At 36.4% G+C, this 16,468-nt stretch carries 11 protein-coding genes and 1 tRNA gene; 9 read left to right on the top strand and 3 right to left on the bottom strand.

The features are described from left to right. The first annotated feature begins 4 nt into the window (after positions 1–4). The 4 genes from ribD (at position 5) to PGH07_RS03775 (ending at position 4,955) form a co-directional block, all read left to right on the top strand. Positions 5–1,000 carry a bifunctional diaminohydroxyphosphoribosylaminopyrimidine deaminase/5-amino-6-(5-phosphoribosylamino)uracil reductase RibD gene (gene ribD, locus PGH07_RS03790; protein WP_289412646.1) on the top strand — a complete coding sequence of 332 codons (996 nt, stop codon included), beginning with the start codon at positions 5–7 and terminating at the stop codon, positions 998–1,000. Then, entirely contained in the window at positions 990–1,727 is a 738-nt protein-coding gene (gene ubiE / locus PGH07_RS03785) for a bifunctional demethylmenaquinone methyltransferase/2-methoxy-6-polyprenyl-1,4-benzoquinol methylase UbiE (protein WP_289412645.1), read from the top strand. Before ribD ends, ubiE begins: the two co-directional genes overlap by 11 nt. 18 nt (positions 1,728–1,745) lie before the next feature. Then, complete coding sequence (xseA, locus tag PGH07_RS03780) at positions 1,746–3,008, top strand: exodeoxyribonuclease VII large subunit (protein WP_289412644.1); 1,263 nt, start codon at positions 1,746–1,748, stop codon at positions 3,006–3,008. 141 nt (positions 3,009–3,149) lie between these two features. Further along, positions 3,150–4,955, top strand: coding sequence for a putative bifunctional diguanylate cyclase/phosphodiesterase (locus tag PGH07_RS03775; RefSeq protein ID WP_289412642.1), 1,806 nt, complete (start codon positions 3,150–3,152; stop codon positions 4,953–4,955). Positions 4,956–5,207: 252 nt separating this feature from the next. On the opposite strand, the gene groL is transcribed toward PGH07_RS03775, so the two are convergent. Together groL and groES are read right to left on the bottom strand one after the other, a co-directional pair. Further along, the gene (gene groL / locus PGH07_RS03770; protein WP_289412640.1) at positions 5,208–6,836 is read right to left on the bottom strand and encodes a chaperonin GroEL; all 1,629 of its coding nucleotides are present in this window, start codon (positions 6,834–6,836) and stop codon (positions 5,208–5,210) included. A 46-nt stretch (positions 6,837–6,882) separates the two neighbouring features. Beyond that, the gene (groES, locus tag PGH07_RS03765) at positions 6,883–7,143 is read right to left on the bottom strand and encodes a co-chaperone GroES (protein WP_289412638.1); all 261 of its coding nucleotides are present in this window, start codon (positions 7,141–7,143) and stop codon (positions 6,883–6,885) included. Between the two features lie 164 nt (positions 7,144–7,307). Between groES and PGH07_RS03760 the strand changes: the two genes are divergently transcribed. From PGH07_RS03760 to serS, 5 genes are all read left to right on the top strand, one after another. Further along, a complete protein-coding gene (locus tag PGH07_RS03760) occupies positions 7,308–7,559 on the top strand; it encodes a glutaredoxin family protein (protein ID WP_289412637.1) in 252 nt (83 codons plus the stop codon). A gap of 63 nt (positions 7,560–7,622) precedes the next feature. Further along, positions 7,623–7,699 (top strand) — tRNA-Met (locus PGH07_RS03755). A 361-nt stretch (positions 7,700–8,060) separates the two neighbouring features. Next, positions 8,061–8,588: an outer membrane beta-barrel protein gene (locus PGH07_RS03750; RefSeq protein ID WP_289412635.1), complete on the top strand. Its 528-nt coding sequence runs from the start codon at positions 8,061–8,063 to the stop codon at positions 8,586–8,588. A 21-nt stretch (positions 8,589–8,609) separates the two neighbouring features. After that, positions 8,610–13,199: a hypothetical protein gene (locus PGH07_RS03745; RefSeq protein ID WP_289412633.1), complete on the top strand. Its 4,590-nt coding sequence runs from the start codon at positions 8,610–8,612 to the stop codon at positions 13,197–13,199. Between the two features lie 103 nt (positions 13,200–13,302). Next, positions 13,303–14,547 (top strand): serine--tRNA ligase, encoded by a 1,245-nt coding sequence (gene serS / locus PGH07_RS03740; protein ID WP_289412631.1) that lies wholly within the window; start codon positions 13,303–13,305, stop codon positions 14,545–14,547. 96 nt (positions 14,548–14,643) lie between these two features. On the opposite strand, the gene PGH07_RS03735 is transcribed toward serS, so the two are convergent. After that, positions 14,644–16,230, bottom strand: a complete 1,587-nt coding sequence (locus PGH07_RS03735) for a hypothetical protein (protein WP_289412630.1) — start codon at positions 16,228–16,230, stop codon at positions 14,644–14,646. Between the last annotated feature and the right edge of the window lie 238 nt (positions 16,231–16,468).

Here is a 16,468-nt window from a genome sequence, read left to right as displayed (position 1 = left end):
ATATATGCAGTTTGATGAATTCTATATGCAACTTGCTCTCAATGAAGCATGGAAATATCAAGGACTTACCTATCCTAATCCGGCAGTTGGTGCTGTAATGGTTGAAAATGGCAAACTTCTCAGTATAGCAGCACATCAAAAGGCAGGTACTTCCCATGCTGAAGTGTTGGCATTGATTGCCGCATATGAAACATTAAGTGGAGAAAAGATTGAGTTTGATCCACTGAATTCTGAAGAATCACATGATTTTTTATTAAAACTTCCTCCAAAATTCTTTGCTAGCTGCACCATATATGTTACCTTGGAACCATGTGCACACCATGGCAAAACACCTTCATGCGCTTCTCTATTATCAAGGTTGAAACTTCAAAGAGTGGTGATTGCAACATGTGATCCAATTAAAGGACATGACGGTGGGATGAACTTACTTCAAAATGTTACATTTGGTATTTTAAGGGAGAAGGCAGAAATACTTCTTGAGCCTTTTAAAATATGGCAGAAACGTGCATTTGTACTCTTTAAGCTTGCACAAACATCCAATGGACGTATCGGTGGAGGTTATCTAAGTTCAAAAGCTTCTTTAAGCCATGTTCATCAGTTAAGAGAAAGGTGTGACATACTTTTCATAGGTGGAAACACTGTTAGGGAGGATAGGCCGACACTTGATTGCCGTTTTACAGAGGGGAATGCACCCAATGTAAAGATATATTCGCATACAAGTGATTTTGACAGTGAGATACCGCTTTTCAAAGTGCAAGATAGAAAGGTAGAGATCACAGATGATCTGTCATTTTTAGATCAGCCTTCATTTGTACTGGTTGAAGGAGGAGAGGGGATGCTTCAATCACTACAAAAGAAGATCGATTGGCTGTTGATTTATCAGACTCCTAAGCTCTCTACAAATGCTTTATCCTATAATATCGAGATGAATTTAGATTTTCTACATACTGAAAGAATGGGTGTAGATATGATGATATGGAGTAAACAAGTTGGGTATTGAAAAACTGACCAATAAAGTAGAAAAACAAGAAAAGATCGTCAGTATGTTTGATGATATTGCATCAACGTATGATCTCGCAAATAGAGTATTAAGCTTCGGTATCGATAAACAGTGGAGAAGAAAAGGATGTAACAAAGCTTATGAGATATTGGGCAAAGATACATTGACGCAGATTACTGATGTGGCGACAGGAACGGGTGATCTATTGATCTTCTGGAGAGATATTGCAAAGCAAAGAGGGATTGACGTAAAGAATTTTGTTGGGGTTGATCCCTCAGTCGGGATGCTTAGTGTTGCTAAAGAGAAAGTAGATTTTGCAATATTCATAGAAGGAAAAGCACAAGAGCTTCCAATAGAAGACGAGAGTACAGATATCATCTCTATCTCTTATGGTATCCGTAACGTTGTAGATAGAGTAGAAGCGTTACAGGAATTTTACCGTGCATTAAAGCCGGAAGGAATCGTAGTGATCCTGGAGTTTACAAAGCAGGATAGAAGTGGCATTATCAATAAGTTTGTTGATTTTGGCATGAAAAAAGTACTACCAAGAGTAGGTGGAATCATTTCTAAGAATTATGAGGCTTATAAATATCTTCCAGACTCCATTGAGGAGTTCTTAACGACTGAGATGCTTGAAAAAGAGCTCCAAGAAGCAGGTTTTGAGATGAAATACGTGAAGTCCTTTTCCATGGGTATTTCTACACTTCTTGTTGCTCAAAAAGTTTAATCCAAATAAGGAGACCAGATGTCACAACCTATGATGAGTGTCTCCTCTCTCAATACCAAGATCAAATCCCTACTAGAAGCAACATTTATGCATATCCTTGTTGAAGGAGAAGTGGCTTCAGTAACTTATCACACCTCAGGCCATGTCTATTTTGCTATCAAAGATAGTGAATCCTCTATAAGATGTGTAATGTGGCGGTCCAATGTTGCTAAGATGAAGTTTCGTCTAGAGCAGGGGATGCATGTTGTAATAGAGGGATCAGTCGGTGTTTATACTCCTCGTGGAGAATACCAGTTTTATGCAGTCAAGATAGAGCCGTATGGACAAGGTGCTTTGGCATTGGCCTATGAACAGCTTAAAGAGAGGCTCAAAGCCAAAGGTTACTTTGATATTACACGTAAAAAAACGGTTCCAAAAATTATACAAAAGCTTGTATTGGTTACAGCCAAAGAGAGTGCAGCTTTACATGATATGCTTAAGATCATTCAGAAGCGTTGGCCACTGCTTGAAGTAGTGATTGTAGATACTCTAGTACAAGGGGAGAATGCAGCGCCACAGATTGCAAGAGCACTTACCTTTGCAGATAGACTGGAAGCTGATGTTGTCGTCGTAGGACGTGGAGGCGGAAGTACAGAAGATCTCTGGGCATTCAATGAAGAGATTGTTGCAGATACGATTTATGCTATGAATACTCCAGTGGTCAGCGCAGTAGGGCATGAAGTTGATGTCATGATCTCTGATTTTGTTGCTGATTTACGTGCACCGACACCCAGTGCTGCTATGGAGATGATTCTTCCTGATGTACAGGAAATAATGTATGCATTAGGTGAATTGCAGGAACGTTATAGGTATATATGGCAAGAAAAGATTGCATACAAAGAGAGAGCATTGGCACATCACAGTGAACTGATATTACGCTCATCGCCATTACGAAAACTTGAAGAGACGAATAGAACATATGAACAACTGAAAAATGAATTTCAAAGAGCGATAAATCGTAAATTCGATAAAGAACTCTCTTTACTCCCTGAAATACAAAAAACTTTTTTGCAAAATATAGAATTTGTTCTACAGAACAAACGGGAACTTTTAGGATATTTAGCGAAAAGATTTGAGATGATTGATCCTAAAAAACAATATAAAAAAGGTTGGGCTCAAGTATCATATAAAGGTACATCTATCTCTTTGGATAAGTTAAAGATAGATCAAACTTTTATTCTTGAAGATCAGACATCCAGAGTTGAGGCACTCTGTTTGAATAAGTTAGAACTTGATATATAAAGTTATTCAAGTTGACATAGAATTTAAGTAGAAAACTGATAGTATAGAGTCTTAAAATATTATAAAGAATATAATACTGTAATTATAAGAGGGAAGATGCATCAATCTTTTAAATAAGGCATGTATCTATAAAGGAAGACGTTGAATATAGATGAGTTAAAAACTATTATCATTGAAACTTTAATGAATTTGGATCCTATATTCTTAGTAAGTATCATTATCGTACTGCTTGTCTCTTTTTATCTCTTCAATAAACGTTTAAATAAAAAGCTGCCTGATGCAGCAGACCAATCAAGAAAACTTTTGAAAAAGGTGTTTGATACTACTGATGAGTCGGTTTTAGTTCTCTCTTCTAATTACCAAGTTGTTTATGCAAACGATTTGATAATCAAATTATTAGGCCTAAAACCAGATGATACCTATAAAAAAATCTATCAATCAATTAAAGTAAGAATTAAAAAGAAATGGATGACTTTAGATGAGTTAATTGAAAGTGAATTGAAGGGATCTAAAAATAACTCTTATGAGCAGACAAAGACCCAACTGTGCGTCGAAGATAAAGATACACTACCTATCAATATACATATCATTCAAAATTTTCAAATGGACAATAAATGGAAATATATTGTATCCATACAAGATTTACGTTATGAGGAAGAACAGAAAGCACTAGAGTATCTTCATCACGTGACAAAATTACCAAACCAAACCCAGGCACTTGAAGATTTTAATCTACTGTTTGCAAAAACGCATTTGATCAATGGAAAGTTAGTATTTGCAGTGTTGGAGATAGATAATTTTTTTAAACTGCGGTCAATATTGGGCTATGAACAATCTACCAAGATTATGGTCAAACTTGCAAATTATCTTACGTCAGCTTCAGACAAATTAGCATACAAAGTTTATCATATGTTCCCAAATAGCTTTTTGATTGTCATGACAGATGTTGCAGATCCTCAGATTGCACTGAATTTTGTCCAAGAAGTGCAAGCTGAACTCAAAAAATTTTATAAAATGCAGGATATCAGAATGCATTTAACTGCATCTGTAGGGATCAGTATCTATCCAGACAGCGGTAATACAAGAAATCTGCTTGATAATGCATATAAGGCATTAAGCGAAGCTCAGTCACATGGACATGGTCAGGTACATATCTTTATGCCTAAAAAAGCAAGGTTTGTGTTTGATGAGTTGACTTTGTATAATGAAATGCATTTGGCACTTGAAAATAATGAGTTTGAGCTCTATTATCAACCGATCATGAATGCGAATACACAAGAGATTGTTTCTGCAGAAGCATTGATCAGATGGATCCATCCTGTACATGGGTTAATCCCCCCTGACGCTTTTATCCCGATTATGGAGAAAACAGGCTTCATTATTGAAGTAGGAAAATATATTTTAAATGAGGTTCTCAAACAACAGAAGCGCTGGGAAATGTTTAGGTTCAAACAGATACCTGTATCGATCAACGTTTCAATGATAGAGGTTGAAACCGGAAACTTTTTTAATCACGTGGAAAAGAAATTAGCAGAGACTCACGTTGATCCAGAGTTAATTACCTTTGAAGTTACAGAAGGGAAAGCGATGGAGAGTGAAAAAAGTACATTAAATGAGTTCCATAAGCTTCATAAATTGGGAGTGAAGATCTCTTTGGATGATTTTGGTACAGGATATACCTCATTCTCATATATCAAAAAATTTCCTGCTGATGTGTTGAAAATTGATAGATCTTTTATGGAACACATACTTGTAAAAAAAGAAGATCAGAGAATTGTACAAGGTATCATTGAGCTCGCTCATAATTTGGAAATGAAAGTAGTCGTTGAGGGGATTGAAAATCTACAGGTTGTGGAGCTTATGGCTTCTTACGGATGTGACTATCTACAAGGTTACTACTTCTCAAAACCGTTGCCTTCATTTGAATTCCAAAAGTTTTTACGATAAGGAATAGAGACATGAGGGAGATAGTAATAATATAATTACTATCTCCCTTATTCGTTACTGTCTGTTGTCTTGAACATTATCTTCTTCAAGAAAAATTAATTTTATTTATTGAACTTTAATACCCAATAGTGTTGAGTTGTTCAAAGCAAGAAGTATAAAAGTAAAATATTTTTATAGAAGAGTTTTATAGATAGAATAAGAAGACAAGATCATTCTTGCAAAAAGCTGCAAGAATGATTATGATCTGTATGTTTACATCATACCCGGCATTCCAGGTACCTGTGGCATATCAGGCATTGGTGTCGGCTCTTCTTTTTTATCTGAGATAGTTGCTTCAGTCGTAAGGAGTAAGCTTGCAACTGAAGTTGCATTTTGAAGTGCTACACGTTCTACCTTCAACGGATCGATGATCCCTGCTTCAATCATATCCACATATTCACCAGTAGCAGCGTTAAATCCTAAATTAGGATCTTCAGAATGAGCGATCTTATCTGCTACCACACCTGCATCAAAACCTGCATTACTTGCAATTTGTTTGATCGGAGCAAATACGGCTCTAAGAATGATCTGTGCACCTACCTCTTCATCACCGCAAAGATCAAGTTTCACTGCTTGGGCTGCCTTGATAAGAGCTGCACCACCACCGATAACTATACCTTCATCGACGGCTGCTTTTGTTGCTGAAAGTGCATCATCCACTCTGTCTTTTTTCTCTTTCATTTCAGTTTCGGTTGCAGCACCTACTTTGATTACAGCTACACCACCGGCAAGTTTTGCTAGTCTTTCTTGAAGTTTTTCTTTGTCATATTCACTTGTTGTAGACTCAAGTTGGATCTTGATCTCATTGGTTCTTGCTTGTACTGCTTCTGCTGAACCTTTACCATCTACGATGACAGTATCATCTTTGTCTATAACGATTCTACCACATTGACCAAGGTCTTGAAGTGTTGCTTTTTCCAGTGAAAGACCTAGCTCTTCAGTAATCACTGTGGCACCAGTAAGGATTGCAATATCTTGAAGCATCGCTTTCTTTCTATCACCAAATCCTGGTGCTTTGACTGCAGCGATATTAAGTACACCTTTAAGTCTGTTAAGAACTAGCGTTGCGAGTGCTTCACCTTCAAGATCATCAGCAATGATAAGAAGCGGTCTTCCAGTTTGTTGTACTTGTTCTAGTACAGGTACAAGATCTTTGAGTGAAGTAATTTTCATATCAGTGAGTAAAATGATTGGATTATCCATTTCACATGTCATTTTTTCTGTGTTAGTTACAAAGTATGGAGAGAGGTAACCTCTGTCAAACTGCATACCTTCAACTACTTCAAGCTCATCTTCGATACCCTTTGCTTCTTCTACAGTAATGACACCGTCTTTTCCTACTCTATCCATCGCTTCAGCGATCAGATCACCGATACTGTGGTCAGAGTTTGCTGAGATCGTAGCAACCTGAGCGATCTCTTTTTTATCTTTTACTTCTTTAGAGATCTTTTTAAGCTCTTCGATGATCGCAGCGCTTGCTTTATCCATTCCTCTTTTTACTTCGATAGGGTTAGCCCCGGCAGTGATATTACGAAGACCTTCTTTGAAGATAGAGTGTGCAAGTACCGTAGCAGTTGTCGTACCATCACCAGCTTCATCGGCTGTGTTGCTTGCTACTTCTTTTACTAATTGAGCACCCATATTTTGCAATGGATCAGACAGCTCGATCTCTCTAGCTACTGAAACACCATCTTTTGTGATGTGAGGTGCTCCATAGCTCTTTTGAATAAGTACATTACGGCCTCTTGGTCCCATCGTTACCTTAACCGCATCTGCAAGTTTTGTTACTCCTTCATACAGTCCGCTTCTTGCTTTATCTGAAAAAAATATCTCTTTTGCCATTATTTTATCCTTTTAAGAAATGTTTATTGATTTGCTTTAGTTAGAATTATGACAATATACCAAGTGCGTCTGATTCTTCCATGATCAAGTACACTTTGCTGTCAAGTGTAATTTCACTACCTGCATATTTACCAAAGACAATAGTGTCACCTACATTAATGTTCTCTACTTCATTGCCGATAGCAATAACAGTACCTTGTGAAGGTTTATCTTTTGCATTGTCAGGAATAATGATTCCTGATGCTGTTGTAGTAGCTTCTTCACGGCGTTCTACAAGTAGTCTATCACCAAGTGGTTTAAAATTCATTATTACTCCTTTACATATAAATTTATGTTTGCGATTTTACATAAATATTCTTTTATTGTCAATAACTTTAGTCAGTTTGACTAAAAGTTTTTGATACTGTTATGGTAATTTAAGTAATGAGTAGGTATATTCTGATTCATATAATATGATGAAAGGAGTAAATGATGCAACCCAACCCTAAAAAGCAAAAGAAGGTTGTGCTATTTACTACACCTACCTGTAAATGGTGTACAACGGCTAAGAAACATTTGAGAGATAATGGAATAAAGTTCAAAACAATAGATATTACCAAAGATCAAAAAGCTGCGAAAGATTGTCAAAAACATGGTTGTCGAGGTGTACCGGTTTACCTGATTGGTACACAATGGGTTTGCGGGTTTGACTATGAAAAAGTTGAAAAATTATTAAATCTTTAGGTTTTTATTTTTTTAAAGATTTCTTAAGGTAACCATAGCTATAATTTCGACCTCCAACAAGATGTCAAGGTAGCTCAGCTGGTTAGAGCGCTGGTCTCATAAGCCGGAGGTCGAGGGTTCAAGTCCCTCTCTTGACACCACTTTTAATCTTTTATCAATCAAGAATAAAATTAACTTTCGTATAAAACATCTATATAAAAAGTTTTCATTTTTCAAAACTGTCCAATTCTTAAATCTCAAAGTAGTATAACTAATGGTGGGACCACCCTAATATTTAAGATTAATATCCTTTGTTTTATATTTTTTATCATTAATCAGTATTTCATTTAACTTTAGAAACGTTCATATATTATAGATAATGATTTAACTGAATTATCTGGCTATTCAATAATTCTATAAAAAAACTATAAATTAATCTTAAAAAATATAAAAATATGCTATCCTTGTAGACAAGGGCATTACATTTAGTAATGTATATCTTACATTTACAAGGAGTTTACGATGGTTAAAAAGGTAGCAATTGCTTTATCATGTTTGGTGTTAGGTAGTACATTAAATGCATCAGAACTAACTGAATCAGAAAAATTCATAGGTTTGGAAGTTGGAGCAGCTAAGATCCAGGCAGATACATTAGCAGGATTAGATCATAAAGGGGATGATGTAGAATTTGGTTTCCGTCTTGGTGCTCAAAATGATTCCTGGAGAACAATGTTGGTTTTTGACTACTTTGATAGTTCTGAAGATGATCAAAACTATGAAAAAGGTCTTCTTGAGCTAGATTATTACTTGATGAATGCTGAATCTGAAACATTTTCTTTCCGTCCTTTTATTGGACTGAATGTAGGATATATGAACTATGAATCTACATATATTGATGAGAATGGATTCTTGTATGGTGGTCAAGCAGGGTTTATTGTGGGAGTGACGCAGCACGTAGATTTTGATGTGATGTACAGATATTCTTTTACAAATGCTGACCAGACAGATCATGTAGAGAGTGTAGTTGTAGGATTCAATTACTTTTACTAATAAGGGGAAGGATTTATTATGATGAAAAATATATTAGTCATATTTACTTTTCTACTCAGTCTCGTATTGACAGGGTGTGGAAGTAACAGCAAGCCAGATGGTACATCAGGTGGTACCGGAGGCACTGCAGCTAATTATAGTTTAGTGGCTGTACCGGATGTCATAGATATCAGTACAGTAGGTGAGAAAAAAACATTAAAGTTATATCTTAATGATAATGTTGCACTTCAACCGGTTGAAGGTGGGGTAATAAAAGCAAATGTTTTTGATCAAAATTTTGGAACATTAGCTAGTTATTCTTTGACGACTGACATAAATGGTTATGTCGGGTTTGAATATACTGCTCCTGAGACTGCACTGCCAAGTGCTTCGCTAGTTATTACATTTCAATTAGAGGGTAGTGTACCAGTACTCGAGAAGAATGTAACAATTAGTTTTAACGGAAGTACGACTACAGGAACAGATATCAATACGACTAACTACCAATTGGTTGCCGTACCGGATGTTGTAGATATCGCAACAGGCGGAGAGAGTGCAAACATTGATCTTTATCTCAATGATATGGCTAATCTTGTTCCGGTATCAAATACCGTGATCAAGGCACAGGTATTTGACCAGACAAGCGGTACATTGAATACGTATGAAGTGACTACGGACAGTAACGGACATGCACCGTTTGTCTATACTGCACCGAACAGCCTTCCTGCAAGCTCTTTGGTGATCACATTTGAAGTGAAAGGCGGAGTACCTGCACTAGAGAAAGATGTGACAATTAGCTTTAACGGCAGTACAACGAGCGGGACAGATGTCAATACGACTAACTACCAATTGGTTGCCGTACCGGATGTTATAGATATCGCAGCAGGCGGAGAGAGTGCAAATATAGATCTGTATCTCAATGATATGGCTAATCTTTCTGCAGTACCAAATACCGTGATCAAGGCACAAATATTTGACCAGACAAACGGTACATTGAATACATATGAAGTGACTACGGACAGTAACGGACATGCACCGTTTGTCTATACTGCACCGAACAGCCTTCCTGCAAGCTCTTTGGTGATCACATTTGAAGTGAAAGGCGGAGTACCTGCACTAGAGAAAGATGTGACAATTAGCTTTAACGGCAGTACAACGAGCGGGACAGATGTCAATACGACTAACTACCAATTGGTTGCCGTACCGGATGTTATAGATATCGCAGCAGGCGGAGAGAGTGCAAATATAGATCTGTATCTCAATGATATGGCTAATCTTTCTGCAGTACCAAATACCGTGATCAAGGCACAAATATTTGACCAGACAAACGGTACATTGAATACATATGAAGTGACTACGGACAGTAACGGACATGCACCGTTTGTCTATACTGCACCGAACAGCCTTCCTGCAAGCTCTTTGGTGATCACATTTGAAGTGAAAGGCGGAGTACCTGCACTAGAGAAAGATGTGACAATTAGCTTTAACGGCAGTACAACGAGCGGGACAGATGTCAATACGACTAACTACCAATTGGTTGCCGTACCGGATGTTATAGATATCGCAGCAGGCGGAGAGAGTGCAAATATAGATCTGTATCTCAATGATATGGCTAATCTTTCTGCAGTACCAAATACCGTGATCAAGGCACAAATATTTGACCAGACAAACGGTACATTGAATACATATGAAGTGACTACGGACAGTAACGGACATGCACCGTTTGTCTATACTGCACCGAACAGCCTTCCTGCAGGTCCTTTGGTGATCACATTCGAAGTGAAAGGCGGAGTGCCGGCACTCGAGAAAGACGTCACTATTAACTTTAGCGGTGGTACGACAACTGGAACAGATGTCAATACGACTAACTACCAATTGGTTGCTGTACCTGATGTTATAGATATCGCAGCAGGTGGAGACAGTTCAAACATTGATCTGTATCTCAATGATATGGCTAACCTTGTTCCTGTACCAAATACCGTGATCAAGGCGCAGGTATTTGACCAGACAAACGGTACATTGAATACATATGAAGTGACTACGGACAGTAACGGACATGCACCGTTTGTCTATACTGCACCGAACAGCCTTCCTGCAAGCTCTTTGGTGATCACATTTGAAGTGAAAGGCGGAGTACCTGCACTAGAGAAAGATGTGACGGTGAACTTTAATGGTAGTACAAGTGTTGGAACAGATATCAATACGACCAACTATCAACTAGTTGCTGTACCTGAAATAGTGGATATCTCAACTGGTGGAGAGAGTGCAAACATTGATCTCTATCTGAATAACACTTTAACCTTGAGTCCGGTACCAAATACCGTGATCAAGGCACAGGTATTTGACCAGACAAACGGTACATTAAGTACGTATGAGGTTAAAACAGACAGTAACGGACATGCACCGTTTGTCTACACTGCACCGAATAGCCTTCCTGCACTTCCTTTGGTGATCACATTCGAAGTGAAAGGCGGAGTACCGGCACTAGAGAAGACAGTGACTGTGAACTTTTCTAGCACAGGTGTAAGTCAATATGAATTTATTAATGTTTCAAATATTGAAATCAATCATGCGAGTGAAAAGAAAGACTTAAAAGCTCAGTTACTTTACAACGGTGTACCTATCGCGGGTAAAACGGTAACGATGAATGGATTTGCTGAAGGTAACGGTACTATTATCAGTGGTTATACGGTTCTAACAGATTCTTTGGGTTATGCAGTATTTACCTATATGGCGCCAGATACTCTTAGCGAGGTTAACGGTACTACCTTTGCTATGACAATACATTTTGATGAAGATACTACGCATTTAGAGACAAACCTTACAGTTACATTTAATGAAACAACAACTACTATAGTTAACGATACGACATTACCGATTGTAGTTATCCCATTAGAACAAAGGGTTGTTACTCTAAATAGTAACTCTATGACAGTAGAACTGGCTTTGAGAGTCTACAAAGATATTACACCATATACTCAGGGGAGTGTCAAAGTTGAACTTCCTGCAAAAGTACTAGATGGTGTTGATGTAGGACAGTTTGATGCCTATGAGGTTCTTGTAGATGATCTTGGTATAGCGACCTTTACTTATACAGGTCCAAGTAACCTGCAGGCACTTATCAGCAATGATGATAATGGAAGTATATTTAAGTTCTATCATGTAGAGAATACGCAAGATAAACAAGATTGGATTGTAGAGTATAGTCTTCCGGCCGATCCATATGTATCTAGAAACTATGAATTGGATGTAATTACCAGTAATGACTTTAGTATGGGTATCCCTGATAAAGAGAAAACATTTAATGTACTCTTGAAAGCAAAAGATGCATCGGGTAATGTTGTTGCATTAACAACTGAGAATATTACCAATATCACGGTTACTACTACAAATGGTACGATTGCACAGTTGTTCGATACAAATACAAGCACGTTAGTGGATAGCTTATCATTGAACCCAGTCAATAACAGTGCATTTATTTTGGTATCTAAAGATAAGTCAGGACTAGTTCCTTTAGAAGTAACTATGACCTTTACTGATATAAATGGTGTTGTACAAAACCTGTCAACTATTGTCAATGTAAGAGTATTCTCAGGACCTCCATCTGCGATCAGTATCTCATATGTAGGTACTTTACAGGATGCTGACAGAGCAAAATATATAGAACGACTAGCAATCTCTGTAACAGATGAGTATGGTAATAGAGTGAATACAAGACCTAATATTACGTTAGGTGCGATTGTAGGATATACAGTTGACGGTGGTGAAATTAGTTCTACTGAAACCAATGAAACTAGAAGACTGTTCTATGGTAAGGCAGATATTGATGCCAATAATGCTTTTGGTGAGATATTGAATGGAGGAGACAGTGACCCTTCTACAACTTCGTTTGAAGACCTGACTGCTGCCAGAACAGATGTATTCCAATATATTAATGCAGAAGGTAACAATACTGATAAACTCGTAGTCTTTGGTGAAGGTAAGAATTATGAGGCGATGGGTAAATGGGATGTAGCACTTGGTGCAGATAATCACACCTTGGTACTTCAAGATCAATATTATGGTATTGATAGATCAGGTCTTTTCTATGCTGTCGGACATAACTACTACCAAGATCAATGTCGTCAAGACGGACGTGAGTGGATTGGTACAACAGATTCGGATACCTATCAGCTAGATGAAGAAGGTACAGTAATCATTGATTACAAATATGACTACCATTTGACTGGAAAGGATGCAATGATCTGGGTAAACCTGGATGGAATTCAGCCTGATACAGGTGAACAGACACGTATAGGTGAGGCTACTAAACATACACTTAGAGGAAATGGATTAGTAACTTCTCCACTAGATGGATACAGTCTGAAAGCTGGTAATTCTGGATATGCTACATTTATTATTTGGCATGAAAATGCACCAGAGAGATATAGAAATGCACATTTCTCGTGGGCAGTAAAAGGCGGCAGTACATGTTCTTATATTCCTGTAGCTACAAGTAATACTTATGATGCAAGAACATGTAACAACGGTGCTACATCAGATGGTACCTCATACATTACTTTCTATATAGAAGCCGGAGCTCAGGACTGTACATTCAACATTACAGATATCATGGTCTCTGATGAGTTTTAAAACATTACTATAAGCTCAATACGAGCTTATAGTGATTAACCCCACTTTTTTAATTTTCTACTATAATTCCATTTAACAATATAACTTTTATATAGGTGTAATCATGATTGACCTTAAATATCTCCAAAATAACTTTGAAGAAGCGAGTACTAAGCTTCAAAAAAAAGGTGTAGAGAGTGAAACTCTTGAAAACCTACAATCACTTTTTGTTCAGTTAAAAGAGGCAAATGCTGCTTTTGAGAATGCAAGAGCAGAGCAGAACAGTATGTCTAAGCTCTTTGGACAGTATAAACAAGAAGGTAAAGACATTACTGAATTGAAGGCTAAAGTAGATGCAAACAAAGAAGTAATAGCAGAACTCCAGGAGAAGGCAAGAGAAGCTGAAGAAGCACTTTATACTGTCGCATTGGCAATCCCTAATTTCCCGGATGAAAGCGTACCTGAAGGTGCAGATGAAGATGATAACATAGAGCTAAGACGTGTGCTTGAACCTAAAAGTTTTGACTTTGAACCAAAAGAACATTGGGATTTGGCAGAGAAGAACGGATGGATCGATTTTGAACGTGGTGTGAAACTTGCTAAAAGCCGTTTTTCTGTACTCCGCGGTGATGCTGCAAGGCTGGAAAGAGCACTGATTAACTTCTTTTTGGATACGAATCAAGCAAAAGGTTTTGAAGAGCTTTGTGTACCGTTCTTGAATAATGCTGCAATGCTTCAAGGAACAGGGCAGCTGCCAAAGTTTGGTGATGATCTCTTTAAGGTAGAGGATGAAGAACTTTATCTTATCCCGACTGCAGAAGTACCGCTGACCAATATGTATCATGATGAAATCCTAAGTGAAAAAGAGTTGCCTGTACTTATGACAGGTTATACTCCTTGTTTTAGAAAAGAAGCAGGTAGTGCGGGGCGTGATACACGTGGTATGATTCGCCAGCATCAGTTTGACAAAGTAGAGATGGTAGCGATCGCACATCCTGATAAGAGTGATGAAGTCTTTGATATGATGGTACAAAATGCTTCTGATATACTCACAGCACTAGGTTTACCACATAGAGTAGTAGAACTTTGCGGAGGAGACCTTGGGTTTAGTGCAGCAAAGACTATAGATCTGGAAGTTTGGCTCCCGGGACAAAACAAATATCGTGAGATATCGTCTATCTCTAATACAAGAGACTTCCAGGCAAGACGTGCAAAGATACGCTTTAAAGATGGTAAACAAAATAGATTTGTCCATACATTGAATGGCTCAGCACTCGCGGTAGGACGTACGCTAATTGCTATTATGGAGAATTATCAAAACGAAGACGGGACTATCACTATACCTACTGTTCTTCAAAAGTATATGTAGGTTCTATTTGTCATTACTTTTGTGAGTATTTTTACTAAATAGCTATAAATAGGCAGATTGAACTGCCTATTTGCTTTCACAATTTTTTGTCTTAAATTACATACCTAACATAAAATTGTCAACCTTTTCGGTGGCATTTTTTATTAATGTATATACTTTTTTATCTTTTTCAATTGCAGCTAATTGAACTTTTTCTGTAGGATTTTCTATATATTTAATATTTACAGGATCTTTTTCAATTGCCATTAATTGAACTTTTTCTGTAGGATTCTTGAAAACTCGAATATATTTAGGACTTTTTTCCATTGCAGCTAACTGAACTTTTTCTGTAGGATTTTTCATCTTAATTGGACATAGGCGAAAATATGAAGAATATTTATTAAGCGCCATTAATTGAACTTTTTCAGTAGGATTTTCTATATATTTAATATTTTCAGGATCTTTATTAATCGCAAGTAGTTGAAGTTCTTCAGTTGGATGTTTTATATATTGAATATTGTAGGCCTTTTTTTTAAGCGCCATTAATTGAACTTTTTCTGTGGGATTTTCTATATATTGAATATAATAAGCATGTTTATTAATAGCTTCTAATTGTTGTTCTTCTGTAGGGTTTTTTATATATTTAATATATTCTTTATTACTTGCAAAAGCAGCTAAACTTAATTTTTCAGAAGGATTTTTTACCTCTGTAATATAACGAGGATCTCTCATAATCATGAACAACTGAACTTTTTCTGTAGGATTTTTTATAAGTTTAATATGTTTATGATATTTATTATCTTGTTTAATTACAGCTAATTGAACTTTTTCTGTAGGGTTTTTTATATACTGAATATTGTAACTATCTTCATTAATGGCTCTTAATTGTTGTTCTTCTGTAGGATTTTCCATATACTTAATAAGCTCAGGCTTTTTATCAAAAGCAGCTACTTGAGCTTTTTCAGATGGATTTTTTATATTTCTAATATTGTAAGGATCTTTTTCAATCATAGCTACTTGAGCTTTTTCAGATGGATTTTTTATCTTTTCAAAATCGTAAATTGAAAGATTTTTTTCAATAGCAGCTAACTGAACTTTTTCAGTAGGATTTTCTATATATTGAATATATGAAGGCTTGCTTGTAACTAGAGCTAATTGAACTTTTTCAGTTGGGTTTTTTATTTTTGTAATACGATAAGGATCCCTTTTAATGAGAGCTAATTGAACATTTTCTGTAGGGTTTTTTATCTCTGGAATTCTGTCATATGAAGGAGTTTTTTCAATAACAATTAACTGAACTTTTTCAGTTGGATTTTTTATATATTGAATATTTCTATAATCTTGTTCAATTGCAGCTAATTGAATATTTTCAGATGGGTTTTCTATGTATTGAATACTGTTAGAATTTTGTTTAATTGCAGCTAATTGAACTTTTTCAGTAGGATTTTTTATCGACGTAAGAACTTGTCCTCCATAACATTTCTCAATTGCCAATAACTGAACTTTTTCAGCTGGATTTTTTATATGTTGAAATGAATCACATCTGGCATTTAAAGCAGATAGTTGTAACTCTTCAGATGGATTTTCAACTTCTGCTATTGCCGCAGCATTTTGTTTTAATTCTTCCTCGCTTGGATTACAACCTGTCATAAGAATAGACATAGCAATCAAACTGGTACAAATAACTTTATTTTTAGTTAACATTTTTTCCCTTTTTTCAAAATTATTATCTATGTATTCATTTAAAATACTATTTATAATATTCAGTAAAAGTTATATATCTATCACATATTTTAAAGTTTCTTTATAAAAATATTAATTGTAACTTAAAGAAACATACATAAATTAATAATAAAATATAATAATCATTAATATGAAAAAACTTCAGTATTTATGAAATTGGTGACAATAAAAGTAAGAAGAGAGGTAGAATATACTTCAA

Origin of the sequence: Sulfurovum zhangzhouensis (assembly GCF_030347965.1) — a bacterium.
Taxonomy (GTDB): domain Bacteria; phylum Campylobacterota; class Campylobacteria; order Campylobacterales; family Sulfurovaceae; genus Sulfurovum; species Sulfurovum zhangzhouensis.
Note: the sequence above shows the minus strand (reverse complement) of the source record. Positions and strands in the feature narration are given on the sequence as shown.